15 protein-coding genes are annotated in these 18,767 nt (G+C 33.2%); 6 read left to right on the forward strand and 9 right to left on the reverse strand.

Annotated elements, in window-relative coordinates; genetic code table 11:
- Positions 1 to 9: 9 nt before the first annotated feature.
- On the reverse strand, positions 10 to 2,430 hold the full coding sequence (gene lon, locus LKV13_RS01255; RefSeq protein ID WP_229088808.1) for an endopeptidase La: 2,421 nt from the start codon (positions 2,428 to 2,430) through the stop codon (positions 10 to 12).
- Positions 2,431 to 2,525: 95 nt separating this feature from the next.
- On the opposite strand from lon, the gene LKV13_RS01260 reads away from it, so the two are divergent.
- From LKV13_RS01260 to rpsU, 4 genes are read left to right on the forward strand one after another with little or no spacing between them, the layout of a single operon-like run.
- Positions 2,526 to 3,212 carry a hypothetical protein gene (locus tag LKV13_RS01260; RefSeq protein ID WP_229088809.1) on the forward strand — a complete coding sequence of 229 codons (687 nt, stop codon included), beginning with the start codon at positions 2,526 to 2,528 and terminating at the stop codon, positions 3,210 to 3,212.
- A gap of 22 nt (positions 3,213 to 3,234) precedes the next feature.
- A complete protein-coding gene (gene recJ / locus LKV13_RS01265) occupies positions 3,235 to 5,349 on the forward strand; it encodes a single-stranded-DNA-specific exonuclease RecJ (protein WP_229088810.1) in 2,115 nt (704 codons plus the stop codon).
- Positions 5,349 to 6,290, forward strand: coding sequence for a M23 family metallopeptidase (locus tag LKV13_RS01270; protein ID WP_229088811.1), 942 nt, complete (start codon positions 5,349 to 5,351; stop codon positions 6,288 to 6,290). Before recJ ends, LKV13_RS01270 begins: the two co-directional genes overlap by 1 nt.
- Positions 6,291 to 6,303: 13 nt before the next feature.
- A complete protein-coding gene (gene rpsU, locus LKV13_RS01275; protein ID WP_229088812.1) occupies positions 6,304 to 6,516 on the forward strand; it encodes a 30S ribosomal protein S21 in 213 nt (70 codons plus the stop codon).
- Positions 6,517 to 6,555: 39 nt separating this feature from the next.
- On the opposite strand, the gene LKV13_RS01280 is transcribed toward rpsU, so the two are convergent.
- The 4 genes from LKV13_RS01280 to LKV13_RS01295 are packed head-to-tail and all read right to left on the reverse strand — an operon-like array spanning position 6,556 to position 13,041.
- Positions 6,556 to 8,910 carry a DNA translocase FtsK gene (locus tag LKV13_RS01280; protein ID WP_229088813.1) on the reverse strand — a complete coding sequence of 785 codons (2,355 nt, stop codon included), beginning with the start codon at positions 8,908 to 8,910 and terminating at the stop codon, positions 6,556 to 6,558.
- Between the two features lie 21 nt (positions 8,911 to 8,931).
- Positions 8,932 to 9,723: an undecaprenyl-diphosphate phosphatase gene (locus tag LKV13_RS01285; protein WP_229088814.1), complete on the reverse strand. Its 792-nt coding sequence runs from the start codon at positions 9,721 to 9,723 to the stop codon at positions 8,932 to 8,934.
- Between the two features lie 17 nt (positions 9,724 to 9,740).
- Positions 9,741 to 11,912 carry a flagellar assembly lytic transglycosylase gene (locus tag LKV13_RS01290; protein WP_229089674.1) on the reverse strand — a complete coding sequence of 724 codons (2,172 nt, stop codon included), beginning with the start codon at positions 11,910 to 11,912 and terminating at the stop codon, positions 9,741 to 9,743.
- Entirely contained in the window at positions 11,890 to 13,041 is a 1,152-nt protein-coding gene (locus tag LKV13_RS01295; protein ID WP_229088815.1) for a hypothetical protein, read from the reverse strand. Before LKV13_RS01295 ends, LKV13_RS01290 begins: the two co-directional genes overlap by 23 nt.
- A gap of 166 nt (positions 13,042 to 13,207) precedes the next feature.
- On the opposite strand from LKV13_RS01295, the gene LKV13_RS01300 reads away from it, so the two are divergent.
- Complete coding sequence (locus LKV13_RS01300) at positions 13,208 to 14,590, forward strand: tetratricopeptide repeat protein (protein ID WP_229088816.1); 1,383 nt, start codon at positions 13,208 to 13,210, stop codon at positions 14,588 to 14,590.
- A 1-nt stretch (position 14,591) separates the two neighbouring features.
- Here the strand turns inward: LKV13_RS01300 and LKV13_RS01305 are convergent, their stop codons facing one another.
- Positions 14,592 to 15,839, reverse strand: a complete 1,248-nt coding sequence (locus LKV13_RS01305) for a peptidoglycan DD-metalloendopeptidase family protein (protein WP_229088817.1) — start codon at positions 15,837 to 15,839, stop codon at positions 14,592 to 14,594.
- A 49-nt stretch (positions 15,840 to 15,888) separates the two neighbouring features.
- Here LKV13_RS01305 and lepB point away from each other — a divergent pair, with 49 nt between their 5' ends.
- Positions 15,889 to 16,410 carry a signal peptidase I gene (gene lepB / locus LKV13_RS01310; protein ID WP_229088818.1) on the forward strand — a complete coding sequence of 174 codons (522 nt, stop codon included), beginning with the start codon at positions 15,889 to 15,891 and terminating at the stop codon, positions 16,408 to 16,410.
- Between the two features lie 51 nt (positions 16,411 to 16,461).
- Here the strand turns inward: lepB and LKV13_RS01315 are convergent, their stop codons facing one another.
- Genes LKV13_RS01315 through LKV13_RS01325 form a run of 3 tightly spaced genes read right to left on the reverse strand, consistent with a single transcriptional unit; the run spans position 16,462 to position 18,761 of the window.
- Complete coding sequence (locus LKV13_RS01315; RefSeq protein WP_229089675.1) at positions 16,462 to 17,934, reverse strand: Hsp70 family protein; 1,473 nt, start codon at positions 17,932 to 17,934, stop codon at positions 16,462 to 16,464.
- A 2-nt stretch (positions 17,935 to 17,936) separates the two neighbouring features.
- Positions 17,937 to 18,434 carry a DUF6115 domain-containing protein gene (locus LKV13_RS01320; RefSeq protein ID WP_229088819.1) on the reverse strand — a complete coding sequence of 166 codons (498 nt, stop codon included), beginning with the start codon at positions 18,432 to 18,434 and terminating at the stop codon, positions 17,937 to 17,939.
- Positions 18,435 to 18,449: 15 nt separating this feature from the next.
- On the reverse strand, positions 18,450 to 18,761 hold the full coding sequence (locus LKV13_RS01325; protein ID WP_229088820.1) for a hypothetical protein: 312 nt from the start codon (positions 18,759 to 18,761) through the stop codon (positions 18,450 to 18,452).
- Between the last annotated feature and the right edge of the window lie 6 nt (positions 18,762 to 18,767).

Here is an 18,767-nt window from a genome sequence, read left to right on the forward strand (position 1 = left end):
CCCAAATATTTAAAATAATAGCTTGATGACCTCGCTCATACTATTAACCAAGTGAAAATTTATTCCGTTTTTGATATTGATGGGGATCTCATCCAGATCCACTTTGTTTGCACTAGGAATAATAATATGTTCAACCCCACTTCGTTTAGCCGCAATTATTTTTTCTCTTAACCCCCCAATAGCCATTACATTACCCGTTAATGACAATTCTCCGGTCATAGCTAAATGAGGTCTAACCTCTTTATTAAGAGCTAGCGATATAAAAGCACTGGCAATAGTAATTCCAGCAGAAGGCCCATCTTTAGGAATAGCCCCTTCTGGGATATGCAAGTGAATCATATACTTCTCAAAAAAGGACTTGTTTATGCGTACAGTATTTCTAATGCTGTTCACATAGGTAAAAGCTATGTTGGCAGATTCCTTCATAACATCACCTAACCTACCTGTCAATTTAATTCCAGAAGACTTGGCTTCAGTTTTAACAGTCTCGATTATCAAGGTTGAGCCACCATAATTAGTCCAAGCAAGACCCATCACCATACCTGGTGACATGGCCTTATTTAAAAATTCCTCTTTTCTAAATAAAGGCACCCCAATATATTCTTCCAGATTTTCCCTAGATATCTGGTATGATCTAATAGATTCATCCTCAACAAGCTTCCTTGCAACTTTTCTTACAATTTTCTTTATATACTTTTCAAAATTTCTAAGCCCGTTATCTCTTGCATACTCCCTAACGATCTGCACGAGCGCTGATCCTTGAAATTTTAAAGAATCTTTACTAACTCCATTCTCCTTTAAAACCTTAGAAATTAAATACTTTCTTGCTATTTCTATTTTCTCATCATCAACATATCCTGATAACTGAATCACTTCCATTCTATTTAATAAAGGATTAGGAATTGTCTCAACAGAATTAGCCGTCAAAATAAAAAACACATTAGAAACATCAAAAGGCAAGTCAAGGTAATGATCTCTGAAATTGATATTTTGCTCAGGATCTAAAACCTCAAGAAGAACCGAAAATGGATCACCATAATTTGACACCGAAACTTTATCAATCTCATCTATTAAAAAAACGGGAGAATTCGTTTTTGTAATCCTTAATCCCTGAATAATCTTCCCAGGTAAAGCACCAACATAAGTCCTTCTATGCCCCTTAATCTCAGACTCATCCCTCATACCACCCACAGAAAATCTAAAAAATTTTGTTTTAAGGACCCTAGCAATAGCCGTTCCTATTGAAGTCTTACCAACTCCAGGAGGCCCAACCAAAAGCATGATAGCCCCCCTTTGAGATTTCCTCAGCTTAAGGACAGAAATATACTCAATAATCCTATCTTTGACTTCTCCCATACCATAATGGGTCTTATCCAAGATCTTTTTCGCTTTCTGCAAATCAAACTTATCAAAATCAATCCTAGATTCTTCCCAGGGAAGATTGGTAATAAGTTCAAGATAATTCCTAACCACAATATACTCCGCTGAATTTGTCTCAAGAAATGAAAACTTTTCAAGCTCTCTTTCAACCGCTTCCAACGCTTCACCCTTCAACGCTAAAGAATTAATTTTGCCCTTAAGTTTCATAAAATCACTATTCTTATCATCTCCTAAACCAAGTTCAGCCTTAATAGCTTTAAGCTGTTCTTTTAAAAAGAATTCTTTTTGTTGCTTTTCTAGCTTTTCTTGAATACCCCTAGTAATTTTGTTTTGAATTTCAATTAAGTTTAATTCCTCATAAATTAATTCCAAGACCTTCTTAAGCCTGTCCTTTACACTTAAAGTTTCAAGAACTTCTTGATGAGATTCCTTAGAAGATGAAATCATTCCTGCAACAACATCACACAACCTACCCTTATCCTCAATGTTTACCATATTTAACTGAACTTCAGGCATCTTTCTATGTGAAAATATTTCTTTTGTCCTAAGTAAAATACTGCTGTAAATAGCTTTTGCCTGTATGTCATCCTTCCTAACGGGAATCTGTTTTAGATAATCAACCTCAATTATGGGAAAATCTTCGTTAAGAACAACCTTAACAAGCTTAACCCTGTCAATAGTTGAAACAAAAATATTGTATCCACCATCAGGAAGATTGATTTTTTTCACTATTTTAGCAGTAATGCCAACAGAATAAACATCCCGCTTGTAATTGATAGCTATTTTATCGTTCTTGTCGCCAGCCTTTTCTAAAAATTTATCACGCAAAACAAATAAGGAGACAATACCATTACCCTTATTAACATAATCAACAGCTTTCATATCAGTATCAGAGACTATAATAATTGGAATAAGCATACCCGGAAATATAGGATGCGATGGTACTGCAACCAAAGGAACTCTTACAGGTTTATCAAAATGAGGCAAAATGGCAGCAGAACCACTTGAACGCTTTCTACCCCTAGAGTCATTATTTTTCGATTCTTCCATAAAAGATTAAATCTCCTCGAGCTCAATTATAACAAAAGAAAATTTTTATGAAAATTCATTTAACATTGAATTCTTTTATTATACAATAATGTATAATGCAGTTTAATAAAATTAGTGCTATCATACTAACTTCTTTCTACAAAAGGAGCTATTATCTTTTAAGCTTGTTTTATTCAAAGGGAATTATTAATACGATAATTTACAGTTCCACAATAAAAAAATTCAAGTCAAATATTAATAACTTGGTGAAGGCTAATTTTGAGATTGTCAAGGAAGATAATTCATGTAAAATATTGGAAGTCGATGATGAGGAATTTATTCTAAAAGATCTAACTTATGAAAAGCTAGTTATTATCCATCTTTGGGCAAAGCTAGTTAGTTTAAGTTTTGATGACGGTGAATGTTTTGAATTGTTTACAAATGCTACAGATGCTCTTAACATTTCGACTGTTGAAAAAGTAAATTTGGTCGATTTGCAATACAAAGTAAGATTTTTAATGATAAAAGGTTTTCTATACTTATCAAATTCATGTTTCACATGCGGTAATCAAATAGAAAATAGTTATTTTTATGACATACATACCAACGGTTTCAATTGCATAAATTGCACTAACAATAAGAATAATTATGTTGACACGGAAAGCTTTAAATATTTAAAACACACAACTCAAAAGGACATAGGATCCTCCTTACCTGTAGATTTAACCAGTAAATCGAAGGCACTAATCGAATTCATGATAAAGAATAAAATAAACACAGAATTTGGAAAAGCATTACTCTAAATAGAGCAAACTGGGACAAGAAATGAAAATTTGGAAAAAAAAAGAAATTGATATAAGCAAAGAAAGTGTAGTAAGTATCGCAAAGAAATATAACATTGGCCTTCTTGAAACAACACTTCTCATGAGGAGAGAAATCAAGGAGGAGGACTTTTTTTTCTTTATTGAAGATAGTATAAATTTGATGCATAATCCATTTTTACTAAAAAACATAGATAAATTTATTTACAGGATAAATGAGGCTATTGAAGAAAATGAAAATGTATTAATATTTGGAGACAAAGACGCTGACGGGATCACAGCTACAATCATCATGTATGAGACGCTTAAGGATTTTGGCATTAATGTAACCTATAAGATACCCTCTAATGGAGAATTTTACGGAATCACGCAAGAATTAATTGACAAAGCCTTTGAAGATAAGATATCGATCATAATTACTGTTGATTGTGGCATTTCTAATATTGAAGAAGCAAATTATGCAAAATCGAAAAATATAGAAGTAATTATTACAGATCACCACCTTCCCAACAGGGAGCTTGATACAGAAATAATTATTGTTAATCCACATTTAAAAGGTGATTTATCTCCGTTTAAAGAAATAGCTGGATGCTATGTTAGCTTCAAAGCATGTCTTGCTTTCTATCTATCTACTACCGATCTTTACAATAAAAACATTGTGTTTTTATTCCTAGAAAAAATGAGTAATAAAATTGTCATTAATGCCATAGAGATACATAACTACATTTTAAAAAAACATCTCTTATTAGATAGCAATAATGACTTACAAATTAATATCAATAAGCTGGAAGAGTTTTCAAAAGACAAATACATAGTTGTATTTAACAAAAATGAACAAAGTCAACTTTTAAATGAATTCTTTAATGAAAGGATAGAAATTGAAACAATCGATATTAGTAAAGATTTTATAAAGAAATATCCAAAATTTGCTAAAAAAACGCTCAAAGAACTTATTCAAATTACAAAGTATTTTAAATATAAAGAAATCCATATCAAAGACAAGTTGTATTACATCTTTTATAATATTATTTTTGAAATAAACAAAGATTTACTAAAAAAATGCCTTAAGAACCTTAAATTCGTTGCAATAGGAACCATTGCTGATAATATGCCAATTATTAATGAAAATCGAACCGTTGTAAAAGAAGGACTTAAGGAACTTGCACTAAAGGAGAGAATTCCTATTAACTGTTTGCTAAAGGATGCTAACATATTAACAAAACCAATGATAAGCTCTTCTGACATCGCTTTTAAGATTGCCCCAATATTAAATTCAACAGGAAGGCTTGAAAAAGCCGATATTACAATCAAGTTTTTATTAACAGAAGACATTAGTGACATAGGAAACAAGTTTAAAGAAATTAAAAACATAAACACTTTAAGAAAGCGCAAAGAAGACGTTTCTTGGAACACGCATAGCGAGAATACCATTTTCAAAAATGACAAATTCATTGTATGTTATGACAAACATACTCCAAAGGGTATTAGCTCTAGAATGGCAACAAGACTTTCCTCTTATTATCAAAAAGTTGCTGTTTTTTTAACAAAACAAGATAATGTAATTAAAGGCTCTATAAGATCAAACAATAAAATAAACTCAAAAGATCTAATTTCAATGATACCATGTTCTTTATTAATAAATTCTGGCGGGCATAAAGCAGCCGCTGGGTTTACGCTTTATGAGAATGTTCTAAATGAATTCATTAAGGAACTTGAATATGCTATTGAAAAGATAGAATACAGCGAACTATCTGAAGACTCTATAATTATTGATGCCGTTATACCTAAAGACTTTAAAAAAGAAGAGCTTTTAAAGATAATCGACCTGTTCGAACCTTACGGTCATGGATTTAGAGAATTTGTTTTAACAATGGAAAATGTGTACATTCAAGATCTCAGAACGATAGATAAAAATGGCACTTCAAAGCATATAAGCATGAAAATTAGAAATAATCAAGACCAGTACAGAGCTATTTACTTCAATGGAACTCAAAATATTCAAGAGCTCGGCATTAAAGATGGGCAGAACATAGACATAATATTCACAGTTGGTGAAGATTTTTACAATCAAAGTGACAAAATACTGAAAATTATGGACATTAAAAAGAGCGCAAATTAATGCATAGCATGAAAAGCTTATTACTTATCCTTATAAACCTGTTTAACGTAGGTGCAGTGGAGGATACCGGCAAAGTAGGGAGCTGTTATAAAAGGGAGGTTTTCCAAGGAGAAATCACTTACTACGCAAGCAACAAAAAATTTAAAAAACTGTCCCTATTGGGTAAAAACAAAAAGCCTATTTTAAGCTCTTATCCTTTTGAATTTAAAATAAATAACAATGCATACCATATAGCGTTACTGGGCATTACACCAATGATTAAAGAAGGAATTAGAGAAATCGAAATAGAATTTGAGAATAAAAAATACATCGAGGAAATAGAAATAAAAAAATTTGAATTTAGAAAAAAAACCATCAAGTTAGACAAAAAAAAAGCAAAGCTTTTCAAGCGCCAAAGGTCCATAAAGGCAAAAGAACAAGCTCTCATATTATGGAACATAATTGGAAACACAGGAGATACAACAATATATCACTATGATACTTTGGTTCACCCTATCAAAGATCAGTACAGAATAAGCAGTCCCTATGGAGATCAACGAGTTTATATGCAAGGCAATAAAAAAATATCAAACCTCACAATTCATAAAGGTAAAGATTATGCCACTCTTAAAAGAGAAAAAACACCTATTTTCGCAGCGGGCAGAGGAAAAGTAGTATTTGCAAGAGATAGAGAGATCACTGGAAAAACTATAATTATTCAACACTTACCAGGAGTATATACAATTTATCTACATCTATCAAAATTTGGAGTTAAAGAAAACAAAATAGTTCATACTGGAGAGTATATTGGAAATGTTGGGAGTACGGGAATTTCTACAGGGCCTCACCTTCACTTTGAAGTTAGAATTAATGGAGTTGCTGTAAATCCAGATTTCTTCCTAAAGAACATGCTTATTGACAAAAATAAAATAATCAATCATATTAGAGGGACGAGACAGTAAAGGGGGTGATTTTTTGGTAACTGTCAATGTAGACAAAAATGAAGGTCTAGAAAAAGCATTGAAACGTTTTAAGAGAATGATTGAGAAAGAAGCGATAATCCGGGAGTGGAAAAGGAGAGAATATTACGAAAAACCGTCTGCCATTCGTGTCAAAAAAGAGAAAGCGTTTAAGAGAAAGCAGGCAAAAAAAGTCAGAAAGTTGAAGCAAAAAATTGGAAGACAATAAAAGAGAGGTATTCAATTTTGGATATCTCCTTTTATTTAATCAGATAAAGACATCCCTTGGCTTTGCACCCTTTGCGGTACCCACATATCCCATCTCTTCCATAAGTTCTACAATTCGTGCTGCTCTATTGTATCCTATCTTTAGTCGCCTCTGTAAATAAGACGCGGAAGCTTTTCTGGTAGAACGAACAATCTCAAGAGCCTCCTCGAACATAGGTTCGTCTGAAGGGTCAGCAGCTATATTCTCCGCCTCACTCACATTATCAATAAATATCTCATCGTCAATATAGTTTGGAACGCCAAGTTTCTTCACTTCCTCAACCAATCTACACACTTCCTTTTCATCCAAAAATCCACCTTGAATCCTTTGGGGGAAAGGAGTAGTAGGACTAACATAAAGCATATCCCCTTTGCCTAAAAGCTTCTCGGCTCCCGAAACTCCAAGAATTATCCTTGAATCCATAGCACTAGCTACCATAAAAGAAATTCTTGAGGGGAAATTAGCCTTTATCACCCCCGTAATAACATCAACAGATGGTCTTTGGGTGGCAAGAACTAAATGTATCCCAACAGCCCTAGCCATAGCTGCAAGCCTAGAAATCAAATTCTCCAAATCTTTCCTTGCAGAAAGGATAAGATCCGCAAATTCATCAATAATAATTACAAGGTAAGGCAAGGGCAATTCATTCAACCCCTCATCAATCACTTTTCTATTGTAAGCATTAATGTCTCTGACAAGGAAATTATCAAGAAGAACATATCTTCTCTCCATTTCATCAAGGCACCAACGAAGAGCCTCTAAAGCCCTGCGCACATCAGTAATAACAGGAGTCAGCAAATGTGGAATATCATTGAAAAGCTTAAGTTCAACTATTTTAGGATCTATCATTATGAGTTTAACCTCATCTGGAGACTTTGAAAAAATAATGGAAGCAATAAGCGAGTTTACACAAACTGACTTGCCAGCTCCAGTAGCACCCGCTATTAAAAGATGAGGAGCATTAACAAGATCAAAAATAACGTTACCTCCACTAATCTCCTTACCAAGTGCAAAAGGAATTTTAAAATTATCTCTAAATTCTTTACTATCTACTATCTCTGATATCAAAATGAACTCACGTCTCTTATTGGGGATTTCAATCCCCACAGCTTCCTTGCCGGGTATTGGCGCAATAATCCGTACCCTAACTGCTGCAAGCCTTAAAGCAATGTTATCCGATATAGAAGTTATCCTTGAAAGCTTAATACCCTTGTCAGGCCGTACAGCGTACATAGTTACAACAGGACCTTTAATGACATCAATAAGCTTGGCGTTAATATTAAACTCTCTAAAAGTTTCCTGCAGAATCATTGACTGTTTTTGAATTTCCCTCTCATATTCAATATCCTCAGTTTCACTCCTGGGCTCTCTTTTATTAAAAACAGAAATATCTATAAAATAATCACTACCAACTCCACTTCCCAAAAAATCATCAGTCGAAACTTTAGCAATACTATCTATTATTCCCCTATGTCTTATATCACTCGCCTTAATTTTTCCGCTAGCCACCAGCTTATTACTATCAAATTTTAACAACGGTTTTTGCCAAGACTCTCCGCCACTTAAATCACAATAACTATGTTGCAACTCTTGATTTTCCATTGATCTTTCATCTAGTAATGGCTTATCTAATCCTTCGGACTGACCAAAAACAGTTTTAGTTAAGTTAACATCAGACGGTGTACTATATTTTCTTGAAAACTTATTAAAAGACCACAAGGCCTGATACTCTTCTCCATTAATAATATTATCTTTTCCACCGTGGGGTTTATTACTATCCAAGTCATTACCAAAATCTTCATAAACCTTAATATCTTTTTTAATCCTTGAAGAGCTTAAAAAGGGGCAATAAGCAAACAAACTCTCAAATAAGACTTGAACCTTAAAGACTAAAAATCGAAACGCATCCAAGGCAAAGTCAGCATCCCCGAATAAAAGATAATTTAAATAAAACCAAATGATAGATTCTAAAACCAAAAGAAGAAAAACAAAAAAATTACCGAGCACTATTCCAAAATTACTCAAAAACCAATTCACAAAACTAGAACCTTCAAGGCTAGAATTAATTTTTAACCAAAATGTTAGAGTAAAAAATATAATGACCGTATAATTCCAATTAAATATAAACCTCTTACTAAGCATATTATTCCTGTAAACATACCAATTTACAAGAGGATAGAGTATTAAATAAAATGACAGAAATGAAAAGGTATTTAGTAGCATTTGCCCCATTAAATTAAAAACAAAAAACACAAATATATTCCCTATGGGGGTTAAAGCCACACAAAGCGAAAACGATATAATAGCCAACATAAAGAAAAACAAAAATTGAAAATACTGGTAAAAACCCTTCATACAACATTAACTCTATTAAAATTAAAGAAAGAAATAAACTATACCAGAAAGAAAAAATAGATAAGCTGAAAAATAATAAGTTTTGCTCTCCTTAAGTGTTCTAAAAAATAAACCCATTGAAAACAGACCAATGACAAAAGCAACAAGCGCCCCCAAATTTATTTCAAAAAAATTAAAAACCATATTAAAAGAAAATAATTCCCTCTGCCTCAGCAACAAACTCCCAAACACAATAGGGATTAAAGATAAAAACGAAATCTCGAACGCTTTTGTCCTACTAAACCCAAGAAAAACTGAGGCAAAAATTGTAATTCCAGAACGAGAAATACCAGGCATCACACCAACTCCCTGCATAAACCCAATAAAAACCCCTGAAAACAAAACATAATCCTTCAATTTAAGAGCCAAAAGCTCAGATTCAATTAACAACAATAAAACACCCGTTAAAACAAAATTCAGTAAGACTACATTAGAAGTAAACAATACCTCAATCGTCCCTATGAAAATCCCAACAAACGCAGTGACAAAAGTGATCGTTGCTATAAGCAATATAGTCTTTAAATTATCTAAATCCAACAAAGTAGATCTTCTTAAAAAGAATCTCACCAAACTCAGGAAAAGTTCTAATATCCGATAGCGATAATAAATCACTACAACTAAAACAGTAGCGAAATGCAAATAAATATCAAACACAATCGGAACCTCAAGCCCCATAATCTTTTTTAAAAGTAACAAATGCCCCGAACTCGAAATAGGCAAAAACTCAGCAATTCCTTGAACAGTTCCTAAAACAACAACCTTAAAAGGATTCACTAGCCGTTCTCAACAATCTAGACCCCCCTGGACAACCTACCCACAATATACTCAACCACAAAATCTATGCCCTTACCCTCATACAACGCATCATAAAGCACAGAATAAACCAATATCTTCTTAATATAATTCCTAGTTTGGCCAAAAGGAATTGCTTCAATAAAAAGTTCCCTGGGCATATGTCCATAAGCCTGCTCCCACTTACGAACATTTCCAATCCCAGCATTATAAGACGCAAGAGCCTTATAAACATCTCCCACTGTCCCTATTCTTTTTTTTAAATAATAAGTCCCCATAACCACATTGTCTTTTGGATGTTTCAAATCGTAATCATAATACTTAATCTCTCTGGATACATCAATTGCCGTTGAAGGCATAATCTGCATAAGTCCAACAGCACCTGGCCTAGACACAGCAGCTTTTTTAAAACTACTCTCAGCCTTTATTAAGGAGAAAACAAGACTAGACTCAAGTACGCGCCTGCTTGACCAATATTTTACCAAAGAACTATACAAATAAGGGTAAATGCGTTTATAATCATTTCTGTTTAAAGCAGATTTATCTTGCCTTACAAGATAATTAATAGCAAGTGCAGCCTCATAATAATACTCACTCCTTATAAGATCATCATAAAGTACACGGTAAAAATTGGGTGAAAACCTATGACCATTCTTAAAATCATCTGCAACAAAAGCGCTAACATAAGAATGTAGATTAAATCTCAGAAAACCCTCTAAAAACCTTTCATAATCAGTCAGCTCATAATTAGTGTCTAAATTACCTCCAAAAAAATCATCAATATCTTGACCCAACAAATATTTACTCATAAGAGAAGGATAAGAAGCCTTGTTATACCGAATAGAAGAACGCAAAAGCTCACCATATTCATTTCCCGATTTAGCCCTAACAAACTTATGATATACAAGTCTTGCATTAATAAATGCAAGTCTAGCCAAAACAGACCCATCAAGTACATCTTTACCATTATGATAAAGCGTATATAAATTATCATAATCCCCAAGTTGAATGGCTTCTAAAATATACTCATCCAATATCTTAATAAACGCAGGATTACTGCTGTCTGCATATGTATAAAATTTAGATATGTTTTGAGAAAAATAATTCCTTGCCTTTTGTGTAAATATCAAATTTCTAAACACCTCATTCAGCATCCCCAGCCTATAAGATTCATTTTCTAACAAATTATCCTCTAAATAGTCAATCACAGTGGGCAAGCCAGCTTCTGTCTTTAACCTCAAGCCTATAAGACCCAAATAGTAATCCTTATACACACTATTTAAATTACTAAAAAAAGCAAAAGCCTTGCCTAGGCGCCCTGACGCTAAAAAAACCTTATAAACATCATCTAAAAATACAAAATTATTATAATAATCCTTAAAATTATTACTTAATATATTTATTGCACCCTCTAGATTCCCTTTAGCCAATAAAGCCTTAAACCTAACAAGGCTCAAAAGACCTATACTTAAACTCCCAAACCTTTCATCCAAAATAAGATAATCATGTGCCCTTACATGCAGATAACCTGCTGGAAAATCCTCAAACAACCTTCTAAAATAAACCAATGACTTATCAATATCCGAAATATTGAAATAAAGAACAGCTTTAAACAGAATATTTTCATTCACCTGAGACTCTAAAAGATCCATCTTATCTAGTTTATTTAAAACTAAAATAGCTTCCTCATTCTTTTTCTGCCAATAAAGACTTTTAAAGTATCCTAAAGCAATATACCTATTATCTTCATATCTCCTGTCAAGCTTCCGTCCAATAAGTTCAGCCTCAAAATATTCTCTCCTCGCATTATGATATTCCAAAAGCCTAACACCAGCAAACTGCGAAACAATATCGTTGCCACTATCTATCGCCTTAAGCATGTATTCTCTAAATTTTTCTTCATATCCTATTTTCCTGAAAAGATAGGCAACATACACATACGTACCTGAATCTATACCAAAATGCTCATCAAAATTTTGACCCTCATAATCAAAATTCCACAACCAGTTTAAATGATGCAAATCAAAGGTATTTGCATTCCTCTGTACCACACCAATATTTAAAGATTCTCTTTCAAGAGAACAAGACAATAAACTCGATAGCAACAAAAAAGAAAAGATAGGCTGACTGAACAAAAAAAATGTTATTTTAAACGGAATCGATTCTTTCATACTTTTCAATCTTTTCTTCCTCACGAGTACAATGATAAGAAATTTCCAAATTTCTAGGATTTAAAACTTTAGAAAAAATCAAAAATAATGAAAAAAATGTCAACAAAAACAAAGAAATAAGACTCAAATAAAGCATAAAGGTCTGCACAAAACCCTCCATCCTTGAATCTGCATTTAACTGATTACTTTCAATATCAGCATCAAATACTTTGTTACTATCCAAAAAAACATCACCAACAGAGCTTTCTCCCAAACCCTTGTCAATATCTGCAATAATATCATTAACACTCAAGTCATCAAAATAAGAATCTTTGTACCCAACAACATCAACACTACTAAAATCAATATCTTCATCCTCAACGAACTTTACAACATCATTATCGGAATCAAAAATAACATCATCATTACTGCCCTCAGAAGACAAATCAGACAAACCAATAGCATCTCCTACTAAATTACCCCCACCATTCACTCTATGCAAAGATTCACCCACATTATCGCCACTCTCAAAAATATCTCTTTTAGGGTTAGTATCCACCTCTTCCAAGATAAAATCAGAACTGAAATCCAAAGCACCAAATGAATTAGATACGTCCGTCTCGCCTTCATTGACTAACCTAGTCTCATCGAAAGAATACAACTCCTTTTCATCCAACAAATTACCAACACTATCTGGAGAAAAATCGTTCTCACTAAAATCAACACCTAAACTTTCAGCAGACTCATCCTCAGGCTTCAAATCACCAGAACCGGATGCAGGCTTCTTTTTAATCTGACTCCCACCAAATCTCCCCGAATCCACGCCAAGATTCAGCAAGCTCAAATCAAACCTAGATCTACTCTCAACTCCACCACACTCACCATAAACATAAAGCATCCCAGAGTCGACTTTAAAATAAACATCTATATCGGAACTCTCCCTTGCAAGATTATCTAAAAAAAAAGATCCAAGAAGAACAGGATTAGGAAAGTCTTCAAACTCGCTAACATAAAGATCCAACTTCACATTAGTTTCGTCTAAAAGCTTACCCAAAACCACTTTTTTTACAGAAACATCCCCCAGACCTAAAACCGGAAAATACTCCTCGTCAGAAAGCCTTATTGCCAAAAACCCTTTCAATAATTCCAACCTCTTTGTTTCCCTACAAAAACAAATTTACTCATAGTAGTTATAATATAATATAAGTAATATTATATTCAACTTGTAGCTAGTTTTTATTCGAAATAGAAACGCTTTGATTATGCTTTATATTTTTCTTATAGTATTACTAAATATAGGTTTAGGAGGAACTTAGGTGTTTTCATTATTTATAATAGTTTCCTCATTTATAGTGTCCTTTTTGATATTTCTACTTTTCAAGCTTGCAATGAAGGCCACACAGATGAGAGAAAATAGTATTTATAACAAAAAGTCAGATAGAACAAAGAAGTTAATAGAAAAAGCTACGAACATGCTTAAAACAAATCCAAACGAAATCAGGGCTCTCCAGACCCTAAACAATTACTATTATGATAACAAGGATTCTGAGAATGGAATTAAATATGCAAAAAGATTATGCCAGCTTATAGAAGAAAATCCTATAAGCCAAGACATAGACTCCCTTAAGGCTTTCTTAAGTTACGGGTTTTATAACCTTGAGAGAAATTTTAACAGAGAAGCACTAGAATACCTTAAGAAAGCTTATGCAATAAAAAAAAATGATACAGATGTTACCTATTACCTTGGAATAGCATTCTTAAGAAACGAATATTATAAAGAAGCTCTCCATTATCTTACAAAGATATACAAATTTGATAAAGAAAAAAAACAAGCTTTAAAATACATAGGAATAGTTCTTTTCCATATGGAAAATTATCACAAGGCTGTTGGAATATTTAATAACATAAAAAATTATATACAGGACGATGTGAATGCTCTTTTAATTTATGCCAAATGCTTACTCAAGCTCAATAAAGACAGCCTAGCTCTTGAAATAGCGGATAACTTAAGACACAGAGATGGCATGATATACGAATCTCTCTTAATCGAGTCTGAAATTCATGCAAAAAACAATAATTTAGAAAAGTTAGAAAAAAACGTTAAAGAAATCATCAAAGTAAAACCTGATTTGCCTAAAAAAATATTTCTTGAACTGTTTTATAAATTGGGAGAGCTTTACATGGAGTATGAAAACTATCAAAAAGCAACCGAAGTTTTTATTCAAGTTGAAAGAGCTGATTCAAACTATAAAAAAGTAAACGAAAAACTAGAATTTAGTAGAAAGCTAAGCGAAAATCTGTCGCTTAGAATATATCTTAAATGTTCAAAAGAAAAATTTGAAAAATTAGCCAGTGAAATTATACTTAAGATATATAAAAACAAATTTCAAGTAAGAGACGCAAAGACAAATGAAGTAACTTCTCAGTTTATGGACATAAATTTTCAGCTCGCAAATAATCAATGGGAGGAGAATTTAATAGTAAGATTTGTTAGAACAGAACAAGAGATCCTAGGGGAGTTATTTTTAAGAGATCTTATTTCAAAAACTAAAGAGAATAAGTTAAAGGGCTTATGCATAGCACCGGCTGTATTTTCCACTAAGGCCAAACAAATGATAGAAGGCAGGTTAATTGACCTGATAGAAGGAAAAAAATTAATACAAATACTGAACAAAATAAATATATCAAAATATCACTAATTCATCTGAGATACTTCATAGGATTCTCTGTTTTTCCGTCTTTAAAAATGGTGAAATGCAAATGATTTCCCGTGCTATATCCTGTACTCCCCATGTGCCCTATCACTTGTCCTCTTGTAACCCTTTGCCCTACTTTGACTGCAAAAGAACCCAGATGAGCATAAAGGGTCTGAAAGCCATTATTATGCGAGATAACGATATATTTCCCATATCCTCCCGCATTAAACCCAGCCGTTACCACAATACCCTCTTTTGATGCCTTAATAGGAGTATTAGCCGCATTTGCAATATCAATCCCGTTATGAAAACTAATAACCCTAGTAAAGGGATCTGGGCGATACCCGTAGCCAGAGGTAATAATTCCTTGAGTTGGAAAGAGGAAAACTTCTCCTAAAGCATCTTTGAGTGCCTCCCTAGGCATTCTTCCTCCTGGAATAAAGAGATTTTGACCCAAAGAGAGTACTTCATTATCAAGGTTATTAGCATCAAGAATGTCTACCTTGGCGATGTTATACTTCTTTGCAATTGAAGACAAAGAATCATTTCTTTCAACGGTATGCAGAACCCCTTTCATATTGGGAACATTAATTACTAAATTGGGCCTAATATTTCTTACATCTTTAATCTTATTGTAAGAGATTAAAGTTTCACTCGTTATGCTATATCTGGAGGCAATATGAGAAAGCGTCTCTCCCGGCTTAATCTTATGCTCAACGACCTTTAAAATCAAAGGCTTTTTTAAACCCTCATATTTCTCTTCATTTACAGTAAACGGATCATTGTTAATATGATTTAAATCCTGATCGCTGTAATATAAAAAAGTATCAATAAAATAATCCTTTGGAAAGCTAAGCCTGCTAAGGAACATATAGGAACCGTAATAGGAAAAGATATCCAAATAAAATATTAATGTCAAAATGAAAATTACGGCATTTAATCTAAAAATAAAGCTATGGTTCAGGTCAGCATCAAAATTATCCTCAAGATTAATCCCAGAATGCTTATAGAAATACCGATACTTATAACTTTTAATGCCCATTATTCTGTGCTTAAATAGAGCTAAAAATAGATTAATCACATAAAAAGACTTTCTGAAAAAACTCAAAAATCGAAAAGATTTATTTCTTCTTCTAGTAAGATCGGCAACTTTGCTAAAATCTTTTAATTCAAAATCACCCTTAATGGTTTTATTGAACAAAAAATTTCTGTTTCTCTTCCCAACATTCTGTCCCTTTTTTGGTATAATCATATTACGCCTTATTATATACTAGGGAGGAGCATTTACTGAAAGGCATTTAATGGAAATTTTGAAGACGACAATGAAGCTTTATAAATACCATCTAGCGTCTGTTGCTCTGGCTTTGACGTTGATGCTGATCGTTATCAAATTACCTCTATCCTTTTACATAGTCAAAGGGTCTTCGATGCTTCCTGCGCTTATAGAAAAAAATTGGGTCATAAGTAACAATTTGGCCTACGGAATAAGATTAAACGGAAGGGGGGAATACATGGTGCTATGGAACTGGCCCAAAAAAGACGATATGGTACTTATTAAAGATCCCATGACAAAAAGAACATCGGTTAAAAAAATTTTCGCTACGCCAGGTGCAAACTTCATAAAGGTAAAAAAAAACGTAATAAGCATAGACGACTTAAACTTCAACATAAATGAAAAACATTTAGACACCCTAAAGAGCGAATCCATTCCCAAAAATTATTATCTAGTAATAGGAGAAAACACGCAAGCCTCACTCGACTCCAGAGAGTATGGATTCATAGAAATAAATGACATAATCGGCAAAATAATATACAGCCTGTAATAACAAACAGACGCAAGATTAGTAATTTAATATCTTGCCAGTATAAATCTCTCAGGAATCGCTATCTTCAAAATCAATAATATCCCCAAACCCTCCAATGCTACTATCGCAGGCACTAGTCATCCTTATTTCAATAGATTTAGAAATATTAGTATCTAAATCCATTGCAGCAACATTTAAAATACCGCTTTCATCTAAACTAAAAAGTATCTCTATCTTGGGAATACCCTTTAAAGCTTTTTGTATATTACTAAAGAAAAATCTACCTATGGAATAATTTAAAGAAGACCTGCCATGCTCACCCTGCAACACATGTATTTCAATTTCTTCCTGATAGTCATTAATAGTTGTAAAGATTTTTCTCTCGCAAGCTGGCAAGGGAGTATTTCTCTTAATTAAAGTAAAAAATCCGTCATTGCGAGTCTCAATTCCAAGAGAATAAGGTGTTATATCTTTAAAATTAATAAGAGAGTTATTATTTAGCAAACTAAAAGCCTGAATGCTCGCCCCCATCGAGACAATCTCATCTTGATTTAAAGAATCTAAAACTTCAATTTTAGGAAAAGTTTCCCTCAACCTCTGCTTTATTAAAGGAATCCTAGTTGAACCCCCTGAAAGCACTATCTTTGAAATACTCTCAGGGTTAATCCCTGAATCAGAAATGCAGTCATTTGTAAGACTGATGGTCCTGTCTATAAATTGGCTAATCATGGATTCAAAATCATCTCTTGTAAGCTGATAATCTAAATGGTTGCCATCAAGAAATGGCAACACAATACTAACTTCATCCATAACAGATAAATTCTTTTTAGCCTCCTCAACTCTGTCTCTTATTTGTTCAAGAATAAAAATATCATCCAAATCAATGCTGGGATATTTTTCCCTAAAATTACTTAAAACATTCTTTTCTATTTCCTCATTAAAATTATTACCGCCAAGTTTACTCTCACCCCTAACCGAGAGGACGGTATAGGTATCACCTTGTTTTTCCAAAAGAGTAACATCAAAAGTACCACCACCAAGGTCATAAACAAGAAAAGCCCCCTCCACTCGCTTTTCAAAAGCATAAGATATAGCTGCAGCTGTTGGTTCATTAAGTATTGCTCTACAGTGCAATCCCGCAAGGCGTGCAGCTTCTACCATACCTTTTCTTTGTATCTCAGAGAAATAAGCAGGCACCGTTATCACAGCATCACTTACTTCTTCCTCTAAAAACCTTTCAGCATTCTTTTTAATATGTAAAAACAAATAAGAAGCAATATCCTCAGATCTGTACGTACCACTTCCTACCTTATAAGAAATCCCAGTACCCATGTTAGCCTTAAAATTGTAAAAGGTTTTATCCGGATTCACCAATATCTGACATTTAGCACAATTTCCTACAATAACGCCAGAATCTGTAAAAGATACAACAGAAGGCGTCATCCTCTCACCCCTATCATTTAGTATCACTCTAGCATTATTGTCAAAATAAGACACTACAGTATTTGTAGTCCCAAAATCTATTCCTATCCACTTTCGCATCATCAACTACCCCTATGAATTGAAATGATCAACTCAATCTCTCCCAAATCTAACTTCAACTTCTTGGAAATAATTTCCAAAGACATCCCCTGCTCATAAAGTGAAATAACTTGTTGGCGTATATTATACCCTTCCTTTATTATATTTTTCTCAATGGTAGGTATTGAATAATCCAAGTTGTTCCTATAAACACTAGAATCACTTTTGACTCCAAAATCATTGTTTCCCATCGACATTGGATGAGAATTAAATCCCGATAGCCTATGATCAAGTATTTCTATCCTCTCATCAACCTCTTTAATAATCCTACTTAAACTCTCAATTTTTATTTCAATAATATTTATATTACGATCCGTGGCCTGGTTAATCTCGATAATAGTTTTATCTACTTCACCCCTAAACTTCCTGAGTATGCTATTAGATTTTATTTTCACACCAATATAGACATGAAAATATATAAAGACAAATACAATCAAAACAAAACAAAATAAAATCAACATTTAAAAATCCCTAAACTATCTCTCAATATCAACATTCCTTCCTATTTTAGGATCATTAAACTTAATACAACGCTCAACATCTTCATCCCTTTCATTAACCCTAACTTTTAATAATACGGCAAAACTTACACCCTCTCCCTTTACGCCACTAGCAGGATACACGCCATTTACCTCAGAATCCACATGATAACTCTTATTTGGATTTAAACTTAACCTTTTATCATCCCTTATCTTCTTATTTCTTAAATCCTCATTTGAAATTTCACTAACCTTAAAAGCACTCTGTGTGATTACCTTTATGCCCTCAAATGCACCATTAATATCCATAAAGTA

It is taken from the genome of Candidatus Borrelia undatumii, from assembly GCF_020882015.2.
Lineage (GTDB): Bacteria > Spirochaetota > Spirochaetia > Borreliales > Borreliaceae > Borrelia.

Coding starts and splice junctions, on each gene's coding strand:
- lon (WP_229088808.1), bottom strand. CDS start 2,430: ATGGAAGAATCGAAAAATAATGACTCTAGGGGTAGAAAGCGTTCAAGT.
- LKV13_RS01260 (WP_229088809.1), top strand. CDS start 2,526: ATGCAGTTTAATAAAATTAGTGCTATCATACTAACTTCTTTCTACAAA.
- recJ (WP_229088810.1), top strand. CDS start 3,235: ATGAAAATTTGGAAAAAAAAAGAAATTGATATAAGCAAAGAAAGTGTA.
- LKV13_RS01270 (WP_229088811.1), top strand. CDS start 5,349: ATGCATAGCATGAAAAGCTTATTACTTATCCTTATAAACCTGTTTAAC.
- LKV13_RS01280 (WP_229088813.1), bottom strand. CDS start 8,910: ATGAAGGGTTTTTACCAGTATTTTCAATTTTTGTTTTTCTTTATGTTG.
- LKV13_RS01290 (WP_229089674.1), bottom strand. CDS start 11,912: ATGAAAGAATCGATTCCGTTTAAAATAACATTTTTTTTGTTCAGTCAG.
- LKV13_RS01305 (WP_229088817.1), bottom strand. CDS start 15,839: ATGATTATACCAAAAAAGGGACAGAATGTTGGGAAGAGAAACAGAAAT.
- lepB (WP_229088818.1), top strand. CDS start 15,889: ATGGAAATTTTGAAGACGACAATGAAGCTTTATAAATACCATCTAGCG.
- LKV13_RS01315 (WP_229089675.1), bottom strand. CDS start 17,934: ATGCGAAAGTGGATAGGAATAGATTTTGGGACTACAAATACTGTAGTG.
- LKV13_RS01320 (WP_229088819.1), bottom strand. CDS start 18,434: ATGTTGATTTTATTTTGTTTTGTTTTGATTGTATTTGTCTTTATATAT.
- LKV13_RS01325 (WP_229088820.1), bottom strand. CDS start 18,761: ATGGATATTAATGGTGCATTTGAGGGCATAAAGGTAATCACACAGAGT.